The 23,740-nt window shown below is 63.5% G+C and carries 18 protein-coding genes and 1 riboswitch; of the genes, 12 read left to right on the top strand and 6 right to left on the bottom strand.

Translation table 11 applies throughout. The features are described 5' to 3' along the window. Nucleotides 1–264: 264 nt before the first annotated feature. Both BUC08_RS05155 and BUC08_RS05160 read left to right on the top strand, forming a co-directional pair. Nucleotides 265–921 carry an SDR family NAD(P)-dependent oxidoreductase gene (locus BUC08_RS05155; RefSeq protein WP_037926696.1) on the top strand — a complete coding sequence of 219 codons (657 nt, stop codon included), beginning with the start codon at nt 265–267 and terminating at the stop codon, nt 919–921. Further along, on the top strand, nt 918–2,444 hold the full coding sequence (locus tag BUC08_RS05160) for a cryptochrome/photolyase family protein (RefSeq protein ID WP_174861740.1): 1,527 nt from the start codon (nt 918–920) through the stop codon (nt 2,442–2,444). Before BUC08_RS05155 ends, BUC08_RS05160 begins: the two co-directional genes overlap by 4 nt. Here the strand turns inward: BUC08_RS05160 and BUC08_RS05165 are convergent. Continuing rightward, nucleotides 2,441–3,895 (bottom strand): MORN repeat-containing protein, encoded by a 1,455-nt coding sequence (locus BUC08_RS05165; RefSeq protein ID WP_051694379.1) that lies wholly within the window; start codon nt 3,893–3,895, stop codon nt 2,441–2,443. The two genes, BUC08_RS05160 and BUC08_RS05165, sit on opposite strands and share 4 nt — an antisense overlap. Before the next feature lie 196 nt (nt 3,896–4,091). Here BUC08_RS05165 and BUC08_RS05170 point away from each other — a divergent pair, with 196 nt between their 5' ends. From BUC08_RS05170 to gltX, 3 genes are all read left to right on the top strand, one after another. Continuing rightward, nucleotides 4,092–5,750, top strand: coding sequence for an NAD+ synthase (locus tag BUC08_RS05170; protein WP_037926689.1), 1,659 nt, complete (start codon nt 4,092–4,094; stop codon nt 5,748–5,750). Nucleotides 5,751–5,955: 205 nt separating this feature from the next. Then, entirely contained in the window at nt 5,956–6,636 is a 681-nt protein-coding gene (locus BUC08_RS05175) for an SH3 domain-containing protein (RefSeq protein WP_037926686.1), read from the top strand. Nucleotides 6,637–6,764: 128 nt separating this feature from the next. Continuing rightward, nucleotides 6,765–8,099 carry a glutamate--tRNA ligase gene (gltX, locus tag BUC08_RS05180; RefSeq protein WP_037926682.1) on the top strand — a complete coding sequence of 445 codons (1,335 nt, stop codon included), beginning with the start codon at nt 6,765–6,767 and terminating at the stop codon, nt 8,097–8,099. A gap of 87 nt (nt 8,100–8,186) precedes the next feature. Here the strand turns inward: gltX and BUC08_RS05185 are convergent, their stop codons facing one another. Then, nucleotides 8,187–8,744 (bottom strand): gamma-glutamylcyclotransferase family protein, encoded by a 558-nt coding sequence (locus tag BUC08_RS05185; protein WP_037926679.1) that lies wholly within the window; start codon nt 8,742–8,744, stop codon nt 8,187–8,189. Nucleotides 8,745–8,830: 86 nt separating this feature from the next. Further along, nucleotides 8,831–8,920: riboswitch (glycine riboswitch) on the top strand. Between the two features lie 153 nt (nt 8,921–9,073). Here BUC08_RS05185 and gcvT point away from each other — a divergent pair. The 3 genes from gcvT to gcvP all read left to right on the top strand — a co-directional run bounded on the left by gcvT (nt 9,074) and on the right by gcvP (nt 13,480). Continuing rightward, nucleotides 9,074–10,186 carry a glycine cleavage system aminomethyltransferase GcvT gene (gene gcvT / locus BUC08_RS05190; protein ID WP_037926676.1) on the top strand — a complete coding sequence of 371 codons (1,113 nt, stop codon included), beginning with the start codon at nt 9,074–9,076 and terminating at the stop codon, nt 10,184–10,186. Nucleotides 10,187–10,206: 20 nt separating this feature from the next. Continuing rightward, nucleotides 10,207–10,566 carry a glycine cleavage system protein GcvH gene (gene gcvH, locus BUC08_RS05195; protein ID WP_037926673.1) on the top strand — a complete coding sequence of 120 codons (360 nt, stop codon included), beginning with the start codon at nt 10,207–10,209 and terminating at the stop codon, nt 10,564–10,566. Nucleotides 10,567–10,630: 64 nt separating this feature from the next. Next, a complete protein-coding gene (gene gcvP, locus BUC08_RS05200) occupies nt 10,631–13,480 on the top strand; it encodes an aminomethyl-transferring glycine dehydrogenase (protein WP_037926670.1) in 2,850 nt (949 codons plus the stop codon). A gap of 184 nt (nt 13,481–13,664) precedes the next feature. Here the strand turns inward: gcvP and BUC08_RS05205 are convergent, their stop codons facing one another. Further along, nucleotides 13,665–16,193 (bottom strand): ABC transporter permease, encoded by a 2,529-nt coding sequence (locus BUC08_RS05205; RefSeq protein ID WP_037926668.1) that lies wholly within the window; start codon nt 16,191–16,193, stop codon nt 13,665–13,667. Next, nucleotides 16,190–16,873 carry an ABC transporter ATP-binding protein gene (locus BUC08_RS05210; RefSeq protein ID WP_037926665.1) on the bottom strand — a complete coding sequence of 228 codons (684 nt, stop codon included), beginning with the start codon at nt 16,871–16,873 and terminating at the stop codon, nt 16,190–16,192. The genes BUC08_RS05205 and BUC08_RS05210 overlap by 4 nt, the downstream gene beginning before the upstream one ends. A gap of 2 nt (nt 16,874–16,875) precedes the next feature. On the opposite strand from BUC08_RS05210, the gene BUC08_RS05215 reads away from it, so the two are divergent. Next, nucleotides 16,876–17,562 carry an arylesterase gene (locus BUC08_RS05215; protein ID WP_081855392.1) on the top strand — a complete coding sequence of 229 codons (687 nt, stop codon included), beginning with the start codon at nt 16,876–16,878 and terminating at the stop codon, nt 17,560–17,562. A 555-nt stretch (nt 17,563–18,117) separates the two neighbouring features. Here BUC08_RS05215 and BUC08_RS05220 read toward each other — a convergent pair. Beyond that, nucleotides 18,118–18,324 carry a cold-shock protein gene (locus BUC08_RS05220; protein ID WP_028955124.1) on the bottom strand — a complete coding sequence of 69 codons (207 nt, stop codon included), beginning with the start codon at nt 18,322–18,324 and terminating at the stop codon, nt 18,118–18,120. A gap of 335 nt (nt 18,325–18,659) precedes the next feature. Between BUC08_RS05220 and BUC08_RS05225 the strand changes: the two genes are divergently transcribed. Together BUC08_RS05225 and preA are read left to right on the top strand one after the other, a co-directional pair. Then, nucleotides 18,660–19,982 carry an NAD(P)-dependent oxidoreductase gene (locus tag BUC08_RS05225; RefSeq protein ID WP_037926661.1) on the top strand — a complete coding sequence of 441 codons (1,323 nt, stop codon included), beginning with the start codon at nt 18,660–18,662 and terminating at the stop codon, nt 19,980–19,982. A 35-nt stretch (nt 19,983–20,017) separates the two neighbouring features. Next, nucleotides 20,018–21,322 (top strand): NAD-dependent dihydropyrimidine dehydrogenase subunit PreA, encoded by a 1,305-nt coding sequence (gene preA / locus BUC08_RS05230; RefSeq protein WP_037926658.1) that lies wholly within the window; start codon nt 20,018–20,020, stop codon nt 21,320–21,322. Nucleotides 21,323–21,671: 349 nt separating this feature from the next. Here preA and BUC08_RS05235 read toward each other — a convergent pair whose 3' ends face one another. Beyond that, the gene (locus BUC08_RS05235) at nt 21,672–22,307 is read right to left on the bottom strand and encodes a TetR family transcriptional regulator C-terminal domain-containing protein (protein WP_037926655.1); all 636 of its coding nucleotides are present in this window, start codon (nt 22,305–22,307) and stop codon (nt 21,672–21,674) included. Between the two features lie 152 nt (nt 22,308–22,459). Here BUC08_RS05235 and BUC08_RS05240 point away from each other — a divergent pair, with 152 nt between their 5' ends. After that, nucleotides 22,460–23,710: a Zn-dependent hydrolase gene (locus tag BUC08_RS05240; protein ID WP_037926653.1), complete on the top strand. Its 1,251-nt coding sequence runs from the start codon at nt 22,460–22,462 to the stop codon at nt 23,708–23,710. The last annotated feature ends 30 nt before the right edge of the window (nt 23,711–23,740 follow it).

Genomic DNA, 23,740 nt, shown 5'->3' on the forward strand with positions numbered 1-23,740 from the left:
CTCCCCTCTGAGCGGGCGCGCCGAAATGGCACGCTCAGAGGCGGATTAGGATCAGTAGGTCGCGCAGGATCGCACGCGAAGCGCGGGCAGTGGGGATATGTGCGACCTGTGTCATGGAGAAAACTTATACAGGCCTGTGAATGAATGAAAAGGGGGCAGAATTATTATTTGCACCACGCCACTGTGGGGCGCTGCGCCTCTGGCGGGGACATTTTCTGCAATCAGCAGATGGACGGGCGTGCACCGGGCGCTAGGTCCGCTTGCATGGCAGAAGTCTTGATATTGGGCGCCTCGGGCGGGATCGGCGCGGCGCTGTGCGCAGCGCACGCGGCGCGGGGCGACGTGGTGACGGGGCTGTCGCGGTCGGGTGACGGGTTCGACGTGACCGATCCGGCCTCGGTCGATGCGGCGCTGGCGGGGCTGGGGCCGTTCGACCGGGTGATCGTGGCAACGGGGGCCCTGGAAATCGCCGGGGCCGCACCGGAAAAGACGATTCGTGCGGTGACGGCTCAGGCGATGGCAGACCAGTTCGCGGTCAACGCCATCGGGCCCGCGCTGGTGCTGGCCCATGCCCATCAATTGCTGAAACCTGACGGCATCTTTGCCGTGCTGTCCGCGCGGGTGGGTTCAATCGGGGACAACCGCATCGGCGGCTGGATCAGCTACCGCAGCGCCAAGGCAGCGGTGAACCAGATCGTCCACACGGCGGCGATTGAACTGGCGCGCACGCACAAGGGGGCGGCCGTGGTCGCATTGCATCCCGGCACGGTGGCGACGCCGTTTACCGAAAAATACCTGGGGCGGCATCCGTCGGTTTCGCCAGACGCGGCGGCGGGCAATCTGCTGGCGGTGATGGACGGGCTGACCGCAGACCACACGGGACGCTTCTTTGACTGGGCGGGCAAAGAGGTGCCGTGGTGAGCCGTCTGGTCCTGATCCTGGGCGACCAATTGAGCGAGGACATCGCGGCGCTGGCCAAGGCCGACAAGGCAAGCGATGTAGTCGTGATGGCCGAGGTGCGCGACGAGGGCACCTATGTCCGCCACCACCCCAAGAAGATCGCAGTGGTGCTGGCCGCGATGCGCAAGTTCGCCAAACGGCTGCGCGATGCGGGCTGGACGGTCGACTACACCACGCTGGACGATCCCGACAACGCGGGCAGCATCGTGGGCGAGCTGCTGCGTCGCGCCGAGGAACGGGGCGCATCCGAGGTGATCGCCACCGAGCCGGGGGAATGGCGGCTGATCGACAAGCTGCGCTATGCGCCTCTGAAGGTCCAGATTTGCGACGACGACCGCTTTGTCGCCAGCCACGCCATGTTCCAGGGATGGGCCGAGGGCCGCAAGGCACTGCGGATGGAGTATTTCTATCGCGAGATGCGGCGCAAGACGGGGTTCTTGATGGACGGCGACGATCCTGCGGGCGGGCAGTGGAATTTCGACCATGACAATCGCAAGCCCGCCCCCGACGACATCAAGACCCCAGGGCCGATGACCTTCGAGCCGGACCAGACGACCCGCGCCGTGCTGGACCTTGTGGCGTCAGAGTTTGGCGATCATTTCGGTGACCTTGAGCCGTTCGATTTTGCCACCGACCGCGCGGGCGCGCTGCAGGCGCTGGCGCATTTCGTTGAACACGCCCTGCCGTGCTTTGGCGACTATCAGGATGCGATGCTGGACGGGGAACCCTACCTCTATCACGCGGTTCTGTCGCCCTATATCAACATCGGCCTGCTGTCCCCGCGCGAGGTCTGTCAGGCGGTGCAGGACGCCTATGACGCAGGCGACGTGCCAATCAATGCCGCCGAAGGGTTCATCCGCCAGATCATCGGCTGGCGTGAATATGTGCGTGGCATCTATTTTCTGGAAGGGCGCGACTATACCGACCGCAACGTGCTGGGCCACAGCCGGGATTTGCCCGACCTCTACTGGGGCGCCGAGACCAAGATGCGATGCCTGCGCCAGGCGGTCGCCCAGACCAAGGCACGCGCCTATGCCCACCACATCCAGCGGCTGATGGTGACGGGCAACTTTGCCCTGCTGGCGGGCGTCGATCCGGCGCAGGTGCATGAGTGGTATCTGGCGGTCTATGCCGATGCGTTCGAATGGGTCGAGGCGCCCAACACCGTCGGCATGAGCCAGTTTGCCGATGGCGGCGTGATCGCGTCCAAACCCTATGTGTCCTCGGGCGCCTACATCAACCGCATGTCCGACCACTGCAAGCAGTGCAGTTACAAGGTAACGAAAAAGACGGGCGAGGGGGCCTGTCCGTTCAACTTGTTGTATTGGGATTTCCTGACGCGCCACCGCGAGCGGTTCGAAAACAACCCGCGCATGGGCAATATGTACCGCACATGGGACCGGATGGACGAGGACCGCCGCAAGGCTGTGCTTTCGGACGCAAAACGGTTCCTCAAGCGGCTGGACGCGGGCGAGGTGGTTTAGCCGCCCTGTCCCGGTGTCTGCTCCGCTGCGGGTTCCTGCTGGGGTGCGGCCGCACCCTCTGCTGCCGCTTCCTCTTTCAGCGCGCCGTTGTCCCAATCGCCGGTGGCCTCTTCCCCGGTGGCATAGCGCATGGTGCCGTTGCCCTGACGTTTGCCCGCGCGGAACGTGCCCTCGTAGACATCGCCGTTGACATAGGTCGCGGTGCCTACTCCGCTGATCTCGCCGCGCACCCATTCCCCTTCGTAGATGAAACCGTCCGCCATCACGATCTTGCCGATGCCGTGGCGCTGGCCGTCTTCAAAGTTGCCTTCATAGACCGTGCCATCGGGATAGGTTGCCTTGCCCGCCCCCTGCCGCTGACCATCCTGCCAGCCGCCTTCGTATTTGTAACCGTCGGCATAGGTCATCACACCCTGACCGTCGTTCTTGGCGTTCTTGAAGCTGCCTTCGTAGACGACCCCGTTGGGATAGGTTGCCTTGCCCTGTCCTTCGATCACGCCCGCGGTCCACTGACCCTCATAGGTCGCGCCGTCGGCATAGGTGATCTTGCCGGTGCCATCGGCCAGATCATCACGGAAATCCCCCTCGTAGACGGACCCGTCGGGATAGGTCACGCGGCCTTTGCCCTCGATCTGACCCTCGACCCAGTCGCCGATATAGGTATAGCCATCATTACCGATGAACGTGCCGGTGCCGTCGCGGCGGTCATCCTTGAAATCGCCCTCGTAGACATCGCCGTTGGCATAGGTCACGCGGCCCTTGCCCTCGCGCCGCCCGGCGACAAGGTCGCCCTCGTAGATATCGCCATTGGGCTGCGTCAGCTTGCCGGTGCCGTCGATCTGCCCGTTCACCCATTTGCCCTCGTAGACAAGGCCGTCGGGCATGGTCAGCGTGCCGGTGCCGTCGCGCTCGCCGTTGGCGATCTCGCCGTCGTAGACCGCGCCGTCGGGATAGGTGATCGTGCCCACACCCTGTTTGACACCGTCCACCCAGTCGCCCTTGTATTCATAGCCGCCCGGGCTTTGCATGACGCCCTTGCCGTGGTGCTTGGCATTGCGGAACGTGCCCTCATAGCGCACCCCGTTGGCATAAAGTGCCACGCCCTGACCCATGATCGCGCCCGTTTCCCATTCGCCTTCATAGGTGCCGCCATCGGCAAAGGTGATCTTGCCAAATCCGTCCGGCTTGCCCTTTTCAAAGTTGCCCTCGTAGACAGACCCGTTGGGAAACCGCGCCACGCCTTCGCCCTTGATCTCGCCGTCGACCCAGGTGCCGGAATATTCATAGCCATTGGGCAGCCGATAGGTGCCGGTGCCGTTTTGCAGGCCGTTCTTGAACGTCCCTTCATAGATGCCGCCGTCGTCATATTGCTTGGTCAGGACCTGACCGTCCTGCGCTTGGGCGATGGCAGGAAGCAGGGCGAGGCAAAAGATCAGGCTGCGTGTGGACATTTGGCACCTTTGGCGATGAAGGGGAGGGCCCCGTGGATCGTTACCAAAGGGTAAAGAAACCGCGAGGGGGTCGCAATGGCTTTGCCGCCCGATAAGGCAACACAAGCGCGTGGTCGCCGCGTTTTGGCGGCTGGGGTCTTTCACGCCGCGCGGCCAGACCGTATAGGGGCAATCAAGCAATTTTCGGAGTGCAGACATGGCCGACACTTTTCGTATCACCCTGGGGCAACTGAACCCCACTGTCGGTGACATCGACGGCAACGCCGCCAAGGCCCGCGCCGCGTGGGAGGCCGGCCGCGATGCAAAGGCCGATATGGTCGCACTGCCCGAGCTGTTCATCACCGGCTACAACGCGCAGGACCTGATGATGAAGCCCGCGTTTCACACCGCTGCCATCGAGGCGGTCAAGGCGCTGGCGGTGGACTGTGCCGACGGTCCGACCCTGGCCATCGGCTGCCCCTGGGTCGAAGGGACCGAGCTGTTCAACGCCTACCTGATCTGTCGCGGCGGGCGCATCGTCAGCCGGGTGCTGAAGCATCATCTGCCGAATGAGACCGTCTTTGACGAGGTGCGCGTGTTTGATGCAGGCCCCTTGGGCGGCCCCTACAGCGTCGGCAACGCCCGCGTGGGCAGCCCGATCTGCGAGGATGCATGGCACGAGGACGTGGCCGAAACGCTGCAAGAAACCGGAGCCGAGTTCCTGCTGGTGCCGAACGGATCGCCCTATTACCGCGACAAGATGGAAACACGGCTGAACCAGATGGTCGCCCGCGTGGTCGAAACCGGCCTGCCGCTGATCTACCTCAACATGGTGGGCGGTCAGGACGATCAGGTCTTCGACGGCGCGTCCTTTGCGCTGAACCCCGGCGGCAAGCTGGCGATGCGGATGCCGGTGATGACCGAGGCGATCACCCATGTCGATCTGGAACGCGGCCCCGATGGCTGGCGCGTGGTCGAGGCCGAGATCGCCCCACAGCCGGACGAATGGGAGCAGGACTATCACGTGATGGTCGTGGCGCTGCGCGATTACATGGCCAAGACTGGTTTCAAGAAGGCACTGCTGGGCATGTCAGGCGGCGTGGACAGCGCGCTGGTGGCGACCATCGCGGCCGACGCCATCGGCCCCGAGAACGTGCGCTGCGTGATGCTGCCCTCGGAATACACCAGCCCCGAAAGCCTCGAGGATGCCGAGGCCTGTGCCAAGGCGCTGGGTTGCCACTATGATTACGTCCCCATCGCCGAAGGCCGTGCTGCGATCACCAACACGCTGGCCCCGCTGTTCGAAGGGAAGGAGCCGGGCCTGACCGAGGAAAACATCCAGTCGCGCCTTCGCGGGTTGTTGTTGATGGCGATGAGCAACAAGTTCGGGGAAATGCTGCTGACCACCGGCAACAAATCCGAGGTCGCGGTGGGCTATGCCACGATCTATGGCGACATGGCGGGTGGGTACAATCCGATCAAAGATATGTACAAGACTCGCGTTTTCACGACCTGCGAATGGCGCAACGCCAACCACCGCGATTGGATGATGGGCAATGCGGGCACGGTGATCCCGCAGCGGATCATCACCAAGCCCCCCAGCGCCGAACTGCGCGACGACCAAAAAGACAGCGACAGCCTGCCCGACTATCCCGAGCTGGACGCGATCCTGGACATTCTGGTGGATCAGGACGGCAGCATCGCCGATTGCGTCGCCGCAGGCTTTGCACGCGAAACCGCGCAAAAGGTCGAGCGGTTGCTGTTCCTGAGCGAATACAAACGGTTTCAGTCTGCGCCGGGGGCACGCCTGACCAAACATGCCTTCTGGCTGGACCGACGCTATCCCATCGTGAACCGCTGGCGCGACAAAAGCTGAACGGGTTCCCGAGAATTTTGGCATAGGTCTGTTTTTGCCTAAGGATACAGGGCCTTGGCGAATTTCTGCGCAAAAGGTGCGAAATACCTTGCCTGCCCTGATGCTGACCCGGAACAGACGCCGGTGTGCGCCGTTGTACCTCCAGTCGAGCAGCGGGTCACAGGTGGCATCCACAACGGAGCCCAACCGCTGCGGAGGAACGAACATGAGCATTACCAAACTTGGAATGGCGTCTATCATCGCCCTGACAGCAGCCGCCCCCGCATTTGCACAAAGTGCAGAGGCGATTGCCGCCACAGATCTGAACATCCGCAGCGGCCCCGGCCCGCAGTATGAAATTCTGGGTGTGATCCCCGCCGGTCAATCCACCGCCGTTGATGGCTGCCTGGCCGAAGCATCGTGGTGCAAGGTCGTGTTTGATGGCAAGACCGGCTGGTCCTCGGCCGACTATTTGGCCGTGGGCGTTCAGGATCAGGCGGTTGCCCTCAGCACACGTCCCGCGACGGTTGAAGTCAACAGCGTGACATATGAGAACACCGCCAAAACGCAGGCTGACCAGAACGCTGGCGCCGCTGCCGGTGCGACAATCGGTGCATTGGCAGCCTATGCCGTGGGTGGCCCGATCGGCGGGATCGTTGCCGGTGGTATTCTCGGCGGTGCAGCGGGTTCCGCTGCGGTTGAGCCGACCACCGAAACCATCACTTATGTGACCACCAACCCCGTCGAAACCGTTTATCTGGACGGCGAAGTTGCTGTGGGCGCGGTCGTGCCCCAGAACGTGACCACATACGAAGTGCCGCAAGATGGCCTGCGCTATGCAACCATCAACGGTCAGGCCGTCGTGGTCGACACGCAGACCAACGCGATTGTGCAAGTCATCCGCTAAAGGCTGACCTACCACAGACAGAGGCCCGGACCGCGTGTCCGGGCCTTTTGCGTCTTGGCACCTGTTTTCAGGCTGATCTGGACAAATCCCGCGCCCTGTGACACTTCGGCGGCAACAGGAGAGCGCCCATGTCCAATCAGATCACCACCCGTTTTGCCCCGTCGCCCACTGGCTATATCCACGTCGGCAACCTGCGCACGGCGTTGATGAATTTCATGATCGCACGCAAGGCAGGCGGCACGTTCATCCTGCGGATCGACGACACCGACCCCGAGCGGTCGAAACAGGAATACGTCGACGCCATCAAACACGACCTTGAATGGCTGGGCCTGCACTGGGACCGCGTCGAGCGTCAGTCCGAGCGTCTGGACCGCTACGAAGAGGCCGCCGACAAGCTGCGCGCGGCGGGTCGCTTCTACGAGGCGTTCGAGACGCCGACCGAACTGGATCTGAAGCGCAAGAAACAGCTGAACATGGGCAAACCGCCTGTCTACGACCGCGCCGCACTGGCGCTAAGCGATGCCGAACGCGACGCCCTGCGCGCCGAGCGCGGCAATGGCGTGTGGCGGTTCAAACTTGACCAAGAGCGGATCGAATGGACCGATGGCATTCTGGGCGACATCTCGATTGATGCGGCCAGCGTGTCCGACCCGGTGCTGATCCGGGGCGACGGGCAAATGCTGTATACGCTGGCCTCGGTTGTGGATGACGTTGAAATGGGCGTGACCAACGTGGTGCGCGGGTCGGACCACGTGACCAATACCGCAACGCAAATCCAGATCATCAAGGCGCTGGGCGGCACGCCGCCTGCCTTTGCCCACCATTCGCTGCTGACCGGCCCACAGGGCGAGGCGCTGTCGAAACGTCTGGGCACCCTGTCGCTGCGCGACCTGCGTGCGGCGGGCGTGCAGCCAATGGCGCTGTTGTCGCTGATGGCGCGTCTGGGGTCGTCCGATCCGGTCGAATTGCGCACCGACATGGGCGCGCTGATCGACGGGTTTGACATCAACCGCTTCGGCTCGGCCCCGACCAAGTTCGACGAGGCGGACCTGTACCCGCTGACCGGCCGGTATTTGCAGACGCTGGCGTTGGAAGACGTGCGGGCGGACATTGAGGCACTGGGCGTGCCTGCTGACCTGGCTCCGGCGTTCTGGGCCGTGACCCGCGAAAACATCAACACGCTGAACGATCTGGACGCGTGGTGGGTGATGTTCCGCGACGGCGCAGAGCCCGAGATTGACGCCGAAGATGCCGATTTCGTGGCGCAAGCGATGACATTGCTGCCCGAGGGTCCGTTTGACGAAAACACCTGGAGCACGTGGACCGCCGCGGTCAAGGACGCCACGGGCCGAAAGGGGCGCGGGCTGTTCATGCCGCTGCGCAAGGCGCTGACAGGGCAAAGCCACGGGCCGGATATGTCCGCCGTTATGCCGCTGTTGCAGGTTGTCAAAGCCCGCAAGTAAGGCGTTTGGGGCGAGCCGACCCTCCGGGGGGAGTTTTTTCCGCAAGATGAAATACAAGGGCTGCGCACTTGCGCGGCCCTTTTTCTATTACAGATCCGCTTTGACGCGGGCGACGTGGTGATCGACCAGGGCCATTTCGGCTGTGCTCAACACTTGTGCGCGAGGATAGAGCGGCTTGGCACGGTCATCCAGAATCGGGGTGTCCCAGCCCGAGGTGGTGGCAAAGAATTCGGCCACGCCGTCTTCCCCGAACTCGTTGAGAAAACCCTGAACCACCACATCCAGATAGCTTTGCAGAATGTGGTGCTGCCCTTCGTTGAGCATATCGGTGGGGTCGATGGCATAGACGGCGATGGATTCGGCATCGGGTGCCCCATGGGTCACCGCATCTGTGGCCTCTCGGCGGCGATAGCCGGTTTCGCGCGCGTCCAGTGCCGCCCAGTCGGCGTTTGGCACCGCTGCGATCAGGCCGGAGATTCGCGCCGTCGGATCGGGTACGGCCGTCAGGAACACCAGATCGTCGCGTTCACGCGCGCGCACCCAGGCGCGCCTCCAACCGGAAAGGGTTGCGGTTTGCGCCTGCGGATAGGCGTGCGTGGCGCGGTTGACGAGGCTGCCGTAGCCAAAGAAGTATGGTGCTTTCATGGGCGCTTGTGTCATTCGCCGCGTCCGCAGTGTCAAGATACCGGTAAGGGGTATTGACTGTATCCGACGCTCTTGGCTACTTATCCGACATCGACATGGGAGAACCGGCCTGACGTGCCGGTGCCGAAGGAGCAACCGCCCCGGAAACTCTCAGGCAACAGGACCGTGGCGATATTGAGGACTCTGGAGAGTGGTGCCGCGTGCACCCGCCGAAGGGATAACGATCTCAGGCGACAGGACAGAGGGGGCATCGCAGGCGCAGCCATTGGGGCGCGCCACATGATGCCGGCCTGTTTTTCGAAAAACGGACCCGGTCGAAGGAGAGACCGATGTCCGATGATCTGCGCACGCCGCTTTATGATCTGCACGTGGAACTGGGCGCCAAGATGGTGCCGTTCGCGGGCTACGCCATGCCGGTGCAATATCCCATGGGCGTGATGGGCGAACACAATCACACACGCGATGCGGCCGGTCTGTTCGACGTCAGCCACATGGGGCAGGTGATCCTGTCCGGTGCCTCCTGGGACGCGGTGGCACAGGCGTTTGAGACATTGGTGCCACAGGATGTGCTGGGCTTGGGCGACGGGCGGCAGCGGTATGGGTTTTTCACCAATGACGCAGGCGGGATCGAGGACGATCTGATGTTTGCCCGCCGCGGCGACGATTTGCTGGTGGTGGTGAATGCCGCCTGCAAGGGCGCGGACATCGCACGGATGAAGGTCGCCTTGGCGCCTGCGGTGACAGTCACCGAACTGGCCGACCGCGCGCTGGTGGCGGTACAGGGACCGGGGGCTGAGGCGGCGGTCGCGGCGCTGGACGCGCGTGCAGCCGACATGCGGTTCATGGATGTGGCCGACCTGACGCTGGACGGTGTTGATGTCTGGGCCTCGCGCTCGGGTTACACCGGCGAAGACGGCTACGAAATCTCGGTGCCCGCCACCCAGGCCGAGGCACTGGTGCGCACCCTGTTGGCACAGGACGGCGTCGCCCCCATTGGCCTCGGCGCGCGCGATTCGCTGCGGCTCGAGGCGGGGCTGTGCCTGTATGGCCATGACATCGACACCACCACCACGCCCGCCGAAGGTGCGCTGATGTGGGCTGTCCAAAAGGTACGCCGCCCCGGCGGCGACCGCGCAGGCGGCTTTCCCGGCGCGGACAAGGCGCTGGAAACTCCCGCCCGCAAACGTGTCGGTCTGCTGCCCGAAGGGCGCGCCCCGATGCGCGAAGGCGTTGCCATTTATGACAGCGAAACCGCGACCGACCCCGTGGGCCATGTGACCAGCGGCGGCTTTGGCCCCACGGTTGGTGGACCTGTGGCAATGGGCTATGTCAATGTCGAACACGCCGAAACCGGCACCCCCCTGTGGGGCGAGGTGCGCGGCAAACGAATGCCGGTGCAAGTGGCCGCGATGCCCTTTGTGCCTGCCAACTTCAAAAGATAACCCTTCAGGAGACGACCCCAATGAAATTCACAGAAGAACACGAGTGGCTGCGCGAGGAAGACGGCGAAATGGTCGTGGGCATCACCATCCACGCCGCCGAACAACTGGGCGATGTGGTGTTCGTTGAACTGCCCGAGGTTGGCACCACCGTCAGCAAGGACGACGAGATCGTCGTGATCGAATCCGTCAAGGCGGCCTCGGACATCCTGGCCCCCGTCGACGGCGAGATCACCGAAGTGAACGAGACGCTGGTCGACAACCCCGGCAAGGTCAACGACGACCCGCAGGGCGAAGCCTGGTTCTTCAAGATGACCGTCAGTGATCCCTCGCAGCTCGAAGAGCTGATGGACGAGGCCACCTATCAGAAATTCATCGCCTAAGATCAGTCCAGCCGCCCGCACAGGGCGGCTTCATGACCAAAACACCAACGCAGGGGACGTTCGCATGTCGTTCACGCCGACCGAGTATTTGCCTTATGATTTCGCCAACCGCCGCCACATCGGCCCATCACCGGAAGAGATGGCCGATATGCTCGAAGTGGTGGGCGCGCGCGATCTGGACGCGTTGATCGACGACACGCTGCCCAAGGCGATCCGGCAAAAGGAACCGCTGGATTTCGGCAAGGCGAAATCGGAACGCGAGCTGCTGCACCACATGGCCGAGGTGGCGGGCAAGAACCGCGTGCTGACCAGCCTGATCGGGCAGGGCTACTATGGCACGGTGACGCCCCCCGCGATCCAGCGCAACATCCTGGAAAACCCCGCCTGGTACACGGCCTACACGCCCTACCAGCCCGAGATTTCCCAAGGGCGGCTCGAGGCGCTGCTGAATTTCCAGACCATGATCAGCGATCTGACGGGGCTGGAGGTTGCGAACGCGTCACTGCTGGACGAATCCACCGCCTGCGCCGAGGCGATGACAATGGCACAGCGCGTGTCCAAGTCCAAAGCGCGCGGGTTCTTCATCGACCGCGACTGCCACCCGCAGAACATCGCCGTGATGAAAACGCGGGCGGCCCCGCTGGGCATCGAGGTGATCGTGGGCAAGCCCGAGGATCTGGACCCCGAGGCCGTCTTTGGCGCGATCTTCCAGTACCCCGGCACCTACGGCCATGTGCGCGACTTCACCGCGCAGATGGACGCGCTGCACGGGTCCAAGGCCATCGGCATCGTCAGCGCCGATCCCCTGTCGCTGACCATCCTGAAAGAACCCGGTGCCATGGGCGCGGACATCGCCGTGGGCAGCACCCAACGCTTTGGCGTGCCCGTGGGCTATGGCGGCCCGCACGCCGCCTACATGGCCTGCCGGGACGAAATGAAACGCGCCATGCCGGGCCGGATCGTGGGCGTCAGCATCGACAGCCACGGAAACCGCGCCTACCGGCTGTCGCTGCAAACCCGCGAACAGCACATCCGCCGTGAAAAGGCCACGTCGAACGTCTGCACCGCGCAGGCGCTGCTGGCGGTGATGGCGTCGATGTATGCCGTGTTCCACGGGCCGCAGGGGCTAAAGGCCATCGCCCAACGCATCCACCGCAAGACCGTGCGCATGGCGCGCGGATTGGAAGCGGCTGGCTTTGCCGTCGATCCCAAGGTCTATTTCGACACGGTGACGGTTGATGTTGGCCCGCTGCAATCGGCGGTTCTGAAATCGGCAGTCGACGAGGGCATCAACCTGCGCCGCGTCGGCGAAACCCGCGTGGGCATCAGCCTGGACGAACGCACCCGTCCCGCAGACATCGAAGCGGTCTGGCGCGCCTTTGGTCTGGACGCCAGCGACAGCGACTTTGCGCCCGAATACCGCGTCCCCGACGATCTGGTGCGGACATCCGATTACCTGACGCACCCGATCTTTCACATGAACCGGGCCGAAACCGAGATGATGCGCTATATGCGCCGTCTGGCAGACCGTGATCTGGCGCTGGACCGCGCGATGATCCCGCTGGGGTCCTGCACGATGAAGCTGAACTCGGCCGCCGAGATGATGCCGGTGACGTGGGAAGAGTTTTCGCTGCTGCACCCTTTTGTGCCCGCCGATCAGGCCGCGGGTTACGCCGAGATGATCGCTGACCTCAGCGCCAAGCTGTGCCAGATCACCGGCTATGACGCGATCTCGATGCAGCCCAACTCGGGCGCGCAGGGGGAATATGCGGGTCTGCTGACGATTGCCGCCTATCACCGCGAGAACGGTCAGGGGCATCGCAACATCTGCCTGATCCCGATGAGCGCCCACGGCACCAACCCCGCCAGCGCCCAGATGGTCGGCTGGAAGGTCGTGCCGATCAAATCTGCCGCCAACGGCGACATCGATCTGGACGATTTCAAGGCCAAGGCCGAACAGCACGCCGACAACCTTGCCGGCTGCATGATCACCTATCCCTCGACCCACGGCGTGTTCGAGGAAACGGTGACCGAAGTCACAGCCATCACGCACAAGCATGGCGGTCAGGTCTATATCGACGGGGCCAATATGAACGCGATGGTCGGCCTGTCGCGTCCCGGTGATCTGGGCGGTGACGTCAGCCACCTGAACCTGCACAAGACGTTTTGCATCCCGCACGGCGGCGGCGGCCCCGGCATGGGTCCCATCGGCGTCAAAAGCCACCTGATCCCGCATCTGCCGGGTCACCCCTCGACAGGTGGGGCCGAGGGGCCGGTCAGCGCCGCCCCCTTCGGCTCGCCGTCGCTGTTGCCGATCAGCTGGGCCTATTGCCTGATGATGGGCGGTGACGGTCTGACCCAGGCGACGCGGGTTGCGATCCTGAACGCCAACTACATCGCCAAACGGCTCGAAGGGGCGTTTGACGTGCTGTACAAGGGGCCGTCGGGCCGGGTGGCGCATGAATGCATCCTGGACGTGCGTCCCTTTGACGACGCTGCGGGGGTGACGGTGGAAGATATCGCCAAACGCCTGATCGACTGCGGTTTCCACGCGCCCACGATGAGCTGGCCGGTGGCGGGCACGCTGATGGTCGAGCCGACGGAAAGCGAGACCAAGGCCGAGCTGGACCGTTTCTGCGACGCGATGCTGGCGATCCGGGCCGAGATTGATGACATCGCGCAGGGGCGGATTGATGAGGCCAACAACCCGCTGAAGAACGCACCGCATACGATGGAAGATCTGGTGCGCGACTGGGACCGTCCCTATTCCCGCGAACAGGGATGCTTTCCGCCGGGTGCGTTCCGCGTCGACAAATACTGGCCCCCGGTGAACCGCGTCGACAACGTGCATGGTGATCGCAACCTGATCTGCACCTGCCCGCCGATGGAGAGCTACGCAGAAGCGGCTGAATAGGGGCTTTGCCCCTCCCGTTCGGGCCTCCCCAGGATATTGGGGCGCTAAAAAGACAGCAAAAAAGACGGGGGGTGTCGACGCCAACGCCCCCCGCCAGAAACGGTAAGTCGTTTCTTCTGGCACGGCCCTCGACGTCCCCGCCTGTACCGTGCCCGATCCTCACCGCGAAAAGTTAATAATTCGTTTACTCCCGCGCCCGCAGCACATGGGCGGGTCGCGCGGCAAGCGGCCCCCAGGCAAAGGCCAGCCCCGCCACCAGCGTCGCCACGATGCCGCCCGCAATGATCGCCAGCGCCGAGGGCCAGATCACCTGATACCCCGTCTCCATGACAAAGCGCGACACGGCCCAGCCGCCCGCGATACCGGCCCCCAATGCCACCAGCCCGGCCGCAAGGCCCAGCAGGGCGGCGCGCAGGGCAAAGCTGATCAGGATGCGCTTGCGCGATGCGCCCAGCGTTTTCAGCACCGCCGCCTCATAGGTCCGCGACTGGGTGCCCGCCGAGGCGGCCCCGATCAGCACCAGAAAACCGGTCAAAAGCGTCGCCGCCGCCCCGTATGAGCTGGCAGCGGCAATGCCTGCCAGCACCTCGGCCACGCGGTCGATGGCATCGCGCACGCGGATCGCGGTGATGTTGGGAAAGGCGTTGCCCAGATCGCGCAGGATTGCCGCTTCGGCTTCGGGTTCGGCGTAGACGGTCGAGATATAGCTGTGCGGCGCGCCCGACAGCGCGGCGGGGTTCATCGTCATGACAAAACCGATGCCCGCATTGGAAAAATCGACCTCGCGGAAGGAGGCGATGGTGCCGGTGATCTCGCGGCCCAGCACGTTGATGGTCATGGTGTCCCCCAGCTTCAGGCCCATTTCCGCGCCCTCTTCGGCGGCAAAGCTGATCAGGGGCGGGCCTGCATAGTCGGGTGGCCACCATTCCCCCTGGGTGATCTCGGTGCGCGTGGGCAGCTCGGTGGCATAGGTCACGCCGCGGTCGCCGCGCGTGACCCAGTGGTCGCCAGCGACCTCGCTGGCAGGGCGGTCGTTGATGCGGGTGATGACGCCACGCAGCATCGGTGCGCTGTCGACGCGGCGCACGGCGGGATCATTCGCCAGACGCGCGTTGAACCCTTCCATCTGGTCCTTCTGGATGTCGACAAAGAAATAGGACGGGGCAACTTCGGGCAGATTGCCCGCGATGGTATTGCGCAGGTTGCCGTCGATCTGGCCCACGGCGGCGAGCACCGACAGGCCTAGACCCAATGACAATACGGTCGAGGTCGCCCCTTCGCGCGGACCAGAGATCGCCGCCAGCGCCCACCGCAGGGCAGGGTGCCCTTGCGCCATGCGCGCACCGCGCCGCGAGGTCCAGCGGATTACCCAGGCCGACAGCGCCAGCAACACCAGCGCACCGGTGATGCCACCCGCCATCCACAGCGTCAGCTGCCACGTGCCCGAAAACAGCCCCGCCAGCCCCACCAGCAACGCCAGCCCCACGCCCACCGCCACGACATAGCGGGCTTTCGGCAGCAGGGCCGTGCCGCCAAGTGCGTCGCGAAACAGGGTCGCGGCGCGCACGTCCTCGGCGCGGGCCAGCGGCCAGAGCGTAAAGATGAACGCTGTCAGCAGCCCGTAGATGCCTGACTCGACCAGCGGGCGGGGATAGACGGCGATGCTGGCCGGGATCGGCAAACGCGCCTCGATCAGCGGCGCCAGCAACAGCGGCGCCACCGCGCCCAGCACAAGGCCGATGAAAATACCCAGCAGCGAAAGCGCACCGATCTGGAGGAAATAGGTCTGAAAGATCGTTGACCGTTCCGCCCCCAGCGTGCGCAGTGTGGCGATCACGCTGGTTTTCTCGGCCAGATAGGCCCGCACCGCAGCCGACACCCCAACCCCACCCACGGCCAGACCGGACAGGCCGACCAGCACAAGGAACGCGCCCAGCCGTTCGACAAATCGCGCCACCCCCGGTGCGCCGTTGCGCGAATCGCGCCAGCGCATGCCTGCGTCGCCGAATTTCGCCTCGGCCGCCTGTTCCAGTGCCTCAAGCTCCGCCGTGGGTGGCAGGGTCAGGCGGTATTTGGTGTTGAACAGCGTCCCGGTTTCCAACAGCCCCGAGTTGTCCAGCGCTTGCGTGCGCACAATCGTGCGCGGCCCCAGACCAAAGCCTGCTCCGGCACTGTCTGGTTCGCGGGTCAGAAGCGCGCTCAGACGGAAATCCTGCGTGCCCAGCCGCAGCGTGTCGCCCGTGGTCAGCCCCAGCCGGTCGGCCAGCACCTTCTCCATGATCGCGCCGGGCAGGCCGTCCTGATCCCCCAGCGCCTGCGCCAGCGGGATCTCGGGGGACAGCCCGACGCTGCCGATCAGCGGATAGGCATCATCGACGCCCTTGACCTGTGTCAGCCCGCGCTCGGTCTCGCCGTCGCGGTCCACCACCGCCATCGACCGAAAGTCGACCACCTGCGAGACGTTCTGCGCAATTTGCGCCATCCACGCGCGTTCTTCATCCGTGGCGAACCGATATGTGAAATCCATCTCGGCCTGCCCACCCAACAGCGCAGCCCCCTCACGGGCCAGCCCCGCCTCGATGGCCGACCGAACCGAGCCGACGGCAGCGATGGCAGCGACCCCAAGGGCAAGGCAGGCCAGGAAAATGCGGAATCCGTGCAGGCCTCCACGCAGCTCGCGGCGGGCCAGGCGGGCAGCAATGCGCAGGCTCATGCAGCAGCCCGCGCGGCGATGCGGCCATCCACCAGCCGCACTACGCGGTCACAGCGTTCGGCCAGCGCGTTCGAATGGGTCACCAGCACCAGCGTCGCCCCGTGCCGGTCGCGCAGGTCAAACAGCATGTCCATGATCGCGTCGCCGTTGGCCAGGTCCAGATTGCCCGTAGGCTCGTCCGCCAGCAGGATACGGGGCCGAGTGACCGACGCGCGCGCCAGGGCCACCCGCTGTTGTTCGCCACCCGACATCTGCGAGGGGTAATGCCCGCTGCGATGGGCCAGGCCCACCGTGGCCAGTTCCGCCTCGGCCCGGGCAAAGGCGTCTTTGACACCGGCCAGTTCCAGCGGCGTGGCCACATTTTCCAGCGCGGTCATCGTAGGGATCAGGTGGAAGGACTGGAACACCACGCCCATGTTGTCGCGGCGAAAGCGGGCAAGGGCGTCTTCGTCCATCTGCGTCAGATCGTTGCCCAGGGCCATCACCGACCCGCCGGTGGCCCGTTCCAGCCCACCCATCAGCATCAACAGCGACGACTTGCCGGACCCCGACGGGCCAACCAGCCCGACTGTCTCGCCTGCGTCGATTTGAATGCTGATACCGTGCAGAATTTCGATGCGTCCGGCATTGCCATCCAGCGCCAGTGTTGCATTTTCAAGGGTCAGGACTGGATTGGACATGCATGCGTGCCTTTATAGGGGGTACGCTTGGATATGGAGGCTGGATCACGATGCGCAAGGCAATCGTTGGAATTCTTACGGTTTTATCGGGGCCTGCGCTGGCCGATCCGGTGGTGATCGCGGCCTTGGGTGACAGCCTGACCCAAGGGTACGGGCTGCCGCAAGAGGACGGATTCGTGCCGCAACTGGAAAGCTGGTTGCGCGAACAGGGGGCCGATGTGCAGGTTCTGAACGCAGGTGTGTCCGGCGATACCACGGCTGGCGGCCTGTCGCGGGCGGCGTGGACGCTGACGCCGGATGTGGACGCGATGATTGTCACGCTGGGCGGCAACGACCTGTTGCGCGGCATTGATCCGGCGAACAGCCGCGCCAATCTGGACGGGATATTGCAGGCGGCAGCCGACGCAGATGTCAAAGTGCTGTTGGTGGGGATGCAGGCACCGGGTAACTACGGACCCGAGTACAAGGCGGCCTTTGATGCGATGTACCCGGATCTGGCCGAGCAATACGGCACGCTGTACGCCCCCAGCTTTTTCGAAGGCATGGGCGGCGCGGACACCGATCCGGCGGCGGTGCGTGGGTTGATGCAGGCGGACGGGATTCACCCGAATGCGGATGGCGTTCTGAAGGTCGTGGAAGGGCTGGGGCCTCAGGTGCTGAAGCTGATCGGGCAAGTGCCGTCGGGTTGACTGGGCAGCAGGATAACCCTCTGGTGTTGGATTTCAGGGGCATTTGCGTAATTCATTGGCCCAGAATGGGAAAACGGACCTTTGAGAGGATTGCACCGAAGGACAGGAATGAGCCCTCTCCGCATTCCCCAAGCGCGGAACAAAGGCCGCAGGCCGCCGCGCATCGCCGGGCCGTCCCCAGGCACGGCGATTTGGCTGCTGTTGTGCGTGACGGACAGGTGGGATGTGTTTGGCTGCCATAAAGTGCCAGTCACGCAGGTCGGATCGCCGAACCACGGCCCGACGATGCGCGGCTTCTCACTCCATTTCAAACGTCAGCTCCGTCCCGCACAGCAGGCATTGCCCCAAGCCGTGCCCAAGGTCCGCTTTAGTTCAGAAGTGCGTGATGTTTCGATTGGCATTGCGGTGTGCCGCCCCGTGGCCAGTTTCAGAAAACCAGCCCCGTTCACTCAAAGATGCGCCACGTACCAAAGTCGGGCCGATACGAATCGTCCTCTGAACAAACAAAAACGGACGCCGAAGCGCCCGTTTCATCTATCATACCAACAAAAAGGCTTATGCCAGTGCGATGTTGATCGCGCTTTCGCGGTTGTCGCGGCCATTTTCGATGTCGAAAGTGACTTTTTGGTTGTCGGCCAGACCGGTCAGGCCCGAACGCTCAACAGCCGAAATGTGCACGAACACATCTTTGCTGCCGCCATCGGGTGCGATAAAGCCGTAGCCTTTTGTTGTGTTGAACCATTTGACGGTGCCAGTAGCCATCGTCGTACTCCTTTTAATAACTGCCCACGGAATGCGGCAGGTCGGCAAAGTCTAGACAGATCGAGAGACTGAGCCCGAAAGAGGAGCAGTGTGGTCGATAGGTGTAACGTCGCAGTGTGAATATGCGCGCGAACTGTCCCGAAATCAAGCGAATTTCGACTCCGGGGCTTTATGGGCGCATCGGCGCCGATGATCTGCGGTGCCCTATTTTTGTGCGTCACCATGGCAATGTCCATCCCTCCAAAGTCAGAATCTTTTTTTACCAGTTGATAAAAAAATTATTCCGTGAGAGCGTTTTTGCAAAGATGACAGCAAAATGTCTTGGGAGCGTGAAGATGGTTGATGATGTGTTTACACCGGGGATCAAGGCCGGACGGCTGGAACAGGGCGCTTATGCGGCGCAGTTTTCGGACCTGCACCCGCCGTTGGACGGTCACGAGGCGCTGGTCGCGGCGGATCGCTGCTATTTCTGTCATGACGCCCCGTGCATCACCGCCTGTCCCACGGACATCGACATTCCGCTGTTCATCCGCCAGATCGCCACGGGCACGCCGGATGCCGCGGCCAAGACGATTCTGGGGCAGAACATCATGGGCGGCATGTGCGCCCGTGTCTGTCCGACTGAACAGCTGTGCGAGCAGTCCTGCGTGCGCGAAGTGGCCGAGGGCAAGCCGGTTCTGATCGGCCAGCTGCAACGCTATGCGACCGATCATCTGCAACAGCAGGGCATCCACCCCTTCACCCGCGCCGAGGCGACGGGCAAGACCGTGGCGGTCGTGGGGGCTGGCCCTGCGGGTCTGTCCTGTGCGCACCGTCTGGCGATGCTAGGCCACGATGTTGTGGTCTATGACGCGCGGCCCAAGCCGGGCGGGCTGAACGAATTTGGCATTGCCGCCTACAAGACCCCGAACGGCTTTGCGCAGGACGAAGTCGACTGGTTGCTGAAAATCGGGGGCATCCGCATCGAAACGGGCAAGGCGCTGGGCGACGGGCTGACGCTGGCCGCATTAAAGGCGGAATTTGACGCGGTGTTTCTGGGCATCGGCTTGGGCGGTGTGAACGCATTGGGCGCGGACGGTGAGGGCAAGGATGGCGTCACGGATGCCGTCGATTTCATTTCCGAGCTGCGCCAGTCCATCGACCTGACCACGCTGCCGATTGGCCGCGACGTGGTGGTGATCGGGGGCGGCATGACCGCGATTGACGCCGCTGTGCAGGCCAAGCTGCTGGGCGCGCTGAACGTCACGCTGGTCTATCGCCGTGGCCGCGACCGGATGAACGCCAGCCCGTTCGAACAGGACCTGGCCGCCAGCAAGGGCGTGCGGATCGTCACCCATGCTGTGCCCGTGGCCGTGCATGGCAACGGCGCGGTCCGCGAGATCGAGTTTGAATATGTCGATGGCGCGATGAAAGGCACCGGGGAAATGCTGCGTCTGCCCGCCGATCAGGTGTTCAAGGCCATCGGCCAGACCCTGCAAGGCGACGGGCTGCCGGAACTGGACGGGCGCAAGATCGCGGTCACTGGCGCGGGCCGCACCAGCGTCAAGGGCGTCTGGGCCGGGGGTGATTGTGCCTCGGGCGGGGACGATCTGACGGTGACGGCTGTTGCCGAAGGCCGCGACGCGGCGATGGACATTCATTCGGCTTTGATGGGCTGACGGCGGGCTGCGGCCCCCTATGAGGAGAACTTACAATGGCAAATCTGCAAAGCGAATTCGTCGGCATCAAATCCCCCAACCCCTTCTGGTTGGCTTCGGCCCCGCCAACGGACAAGGAATACAACGTCCGCCGCGCCTTTGATGCGGGCTGGGGTGGTGTGGTGTGGAAGACATTGGGCATGGAAGGTCCGCCTGTCGTCAACGTCAACGGCCCGCGCTACGGCGCGATCTGGGGCGCGGACCGCCGACTGCTGGGGCTGAACAACATCGAGCTGATCACCGACCGCCCGCTGGAGGTGAACCTGCGCGAGATGAAGGCGGTCAAACGCGACTATCCCGACCGGGCGCTGATCGCGTCGATCATGGTGCCTTGCGAGGAAGAGGCGTGGAAGGCGATCCTTCCCCATGTCGAGGAAACCGGCGCGGACGGGATCGAGTTGAACTTTGGCTGCCCGCACGGCATGGCCGAACGCGGCATGGGCAGCGCCGTGGGGCAGGTGCCGGAATACATCGAAATGGTCACCCGCTGGTGCAAGATGTACACGCGGATGCCGGTGATCGTGAAGCTGACGCCGAACATCACCAACGTGCTGTACCCCGCCGAAGCGGCCAAGCGGGGCGGGGCCGACGCGGTGTCGCTGATCAACACGATCAACTCGATCACATCCGTGGATCTGGACAATTTCGCACCCGAGCCGATGATCGATGGCAAAGGCACGCATGGCGGCTATTGCGGACCTGCGGTGAAACCCATCGCGCTGAACATGGTGGCCGAGATCGCCCGCAACCCCGCCACCGCCGACCTGCCGATCAGCGGCATCGGCGGCGTCACCACTTGGCGGGATGCGGCCGAGTTCCTGGCGCTGGGTGCCGGCAACGTGCAGGTCTGCACGGCCGTGATGACCTATGGGTTCAAGATCGTGCAGGAAATGATTTCGGGCCTGTCCGAATACATGGACAGCAAGGACATGACCTCGGTGGACCAGCTGGTGCGCAAGGCGGTGCCGAATGTGACCGACTGGAACCAGCTGAACCTGAACTATGTCGCCAAGGCCAGGATTGATCAGGACGCCTGTATTTCCTGTGGCCGCTGTTTTGCCGCTTGCGAGGACACCTCGCATCAGGCGATTGCCATGTCCGAGGACCGAACATTCACGGTGATCGACGAGGAATGCGTGGCTTGCAACCTGTGCGTCAACGTCTGTCCGGTCGAGGATTGCATCAGCATGGTCCCGATGGAGCCAGGCACCACCGATCCGCGCACGGGCAAGGTGGTTGATCCGGCTTATGCCAACTGGACGACACACCCCAACAACCCGTCGGCGACGGCAGCGGAGTAAGCGATACAGTTGCTGTTATAGGTCAGGCGAGATTGACGTTTGCGTCAAAAGCTGTCCCGGAAAGGAAAACCGGACCTATCCGCAGATGGCGGCGAAGGTCCGGTTTGAGGCCCCTCAGACTGTCCCTCGCGCGGGACAAGGCCGCAGGCCGCCGCGCATCATGCCTTAGGCATGTCTTCGACATGACGGGCCGCCCCACGGCACGGCGATTTGGTTTCTGTTGCGCGGGACAGTTCGGTCGGATGTGCTTGGCTGCCATAAAGTGCCAGACACTAAGGTCGGATCGCCGTACCTCGGCCCGTCGATGCGCGGCTTTGCGTTCTGTTTCGAACGGCGGCTTCGTCAACCCTTACGCCGGGGTGGTGTTCGGCCCCGGTGTCAGCAGATTGCGAAACATCGTTTGCAAGAACTGCGCCGCGGCGTCGGTGGGTTCCTGTCCTTCCAGCAATACATCGATTTGTGCCTGAAAGTCCGCATAGTGCTGTGTGGTGGCCCAGATCGAGAAAATCAGGTGGCGCGGGTCGACCTGTGCCAGTTTGCCCGCGTCCATCCACGCCTGAATCACTGCACAGCGCGCATCGAACAGCGGCTTGAGGTCGGCGCGCAAATGCGGGTCCATGCGCGGCGCACCTTGCAGGATTTCATTGGCAAACAAGCGGCTTTCACGGGGCAGGTCGCGCGACATTTCCAGCTTGCGTTGCACATAGGTCAGGATCTCGGTCAACGGGTCGCCTTCGGGGTCCAGCCCGGCCAGCGGGTCCAGCCATGTTTCCATCAACTGGCTGAGCACGGTGACGTGAATTTCCTCTTTTCCATCAAAGTAATAAAGGATGTTCGGCTTGCTCAGCCCCGCCTGTTCCGCGATCTGGTCCAGCGTGGCACCGCGAAAGCCGTGGGCCGAAAAAACGTCGAGCGCGGCATCCAGAATCTTGCGCCGGTTACGCTGTTGGATGCGGCTGGGTTTCTTCTGGGTTTGTTCGGCCAAAATACCCGCCCTTCGGTTGCTTCAATTTCGGGCAAATGCGCAAACCCTGCGCAAAGCCCCTCAGTCAGTTCTTGACTCAAAAGGGGCAGAGCGCAATCGTGTATTTACCAAATGGTCAAAAACAAGCGCCGCAGAGCGCGAGGGGGAGAGTTATGGCAGCACCTGGGGAAAACCTGCGGATCGACGGACAACGGTTGTGGGACAGCCTGATGGACATGGCCAAGATCGGCCCCGGCGTGGCGGGCGGCAACAACCGCCAGACGCTGACCGATGCGGATGCCGAGGGGCGCGCGTTGTTCCAGTCGTGGTGCGAGGCCGCGGGCTGCACGATGGGGCTGGACCAGATGGGCAACATGTTTGCGCAGCGTGCGGGCACGGACCCTGACGCGCTGCCGGTCTATGTCGGCTCGCACCTGGACACACAGCCCACGGGCGGCAAATACGACGGTGTTCTGGGCGTGTTGGGCGGTTTGGAAATCCTGCGCACGCTGAACGATCTGGACGTGAAGACCAAGCACCCCATCGTGGTCACCAACTTTACCAACGAAGAGGGCACACGCTTTGCCCCCGCGATGCTGTCGTCGGGTGTCTTTGCGGGCATTCACACGCAGGACTGGGCCTATGCCAAGACCGACGCCGAGGGCAAAACCTTTGGCGACGAACTGGCACGGATCGGTTGGCGGGGGGACGAAGAAGTGGGCGCGCGCCAGATGCACGCGTTCTTCGAGCTGCACATCGAACAGGGCCCGATCCTGGAAGCCGAAGGCAAGGACATTGGCGTGGTCACCCACGGTCAGGGGCTGTCGTGGACGCAGATCACGGTGACGGGCAAGGATGCGCACACCGGATCGACGCCGATGCCGATGCGCAAGAATGCGGGTCTGGGGATGGCGCGGATTTTGGAAAAGGTGGACGAGATTGCATGGAGCCATGCGCCGCATGCGGTGGGTGCTGCGGGCCATATCGATGTCTATCCGAACTCGCGCAACGTGATCCCCGGGCAGGTGGTCTTTACCGTCGATTTCCGGTCGCCGGACCTGTCGGTGATCGAGGATATGGAAGCGCGGCTGAAAGTCGAGGCGCAGAAGATCTGCGACGACATGGGGCTGGAGGTCGAATTCGAAAAGGTGGGCGGGTTTGATCCCGTGGCCTTTGACGAGGGCTGTGTGACGGCGGTGCGCAATGCGGCCGAGCGGCTGGGCTATTCGCATATGGACCTGATTTCCGGTGCGGGGCACGATGCCTGCTGGGTCAACCGTGTGGCACCCACGGCGATGGTGATGTGTCCCTGTGTCGACGGGCTGAGCCACAACGAGGCCGAGGAAATAACCAAGGAATGGGCCGCCGCAGGGGCGGATGTGCTGTTGCACGCGGTGGTCGAGACGGCGGAGATTGTCGGGTGAGGATATACTCTTCTGAAACGGATCAAGAAG

The sequence above is a fragment of the Pseudosulfitobacter pseudonitzschiae genome (genome assembly GCF_900129395.1).
GTDB classification, from domain to species: Bacteria; Pseudomonadota; Alphaproteobacteria; order Rhodobacterales; family Rhodobacteraceae; genus Pseudosulfitobacter; species Pseudosulfitobacter pseudonitzschiae.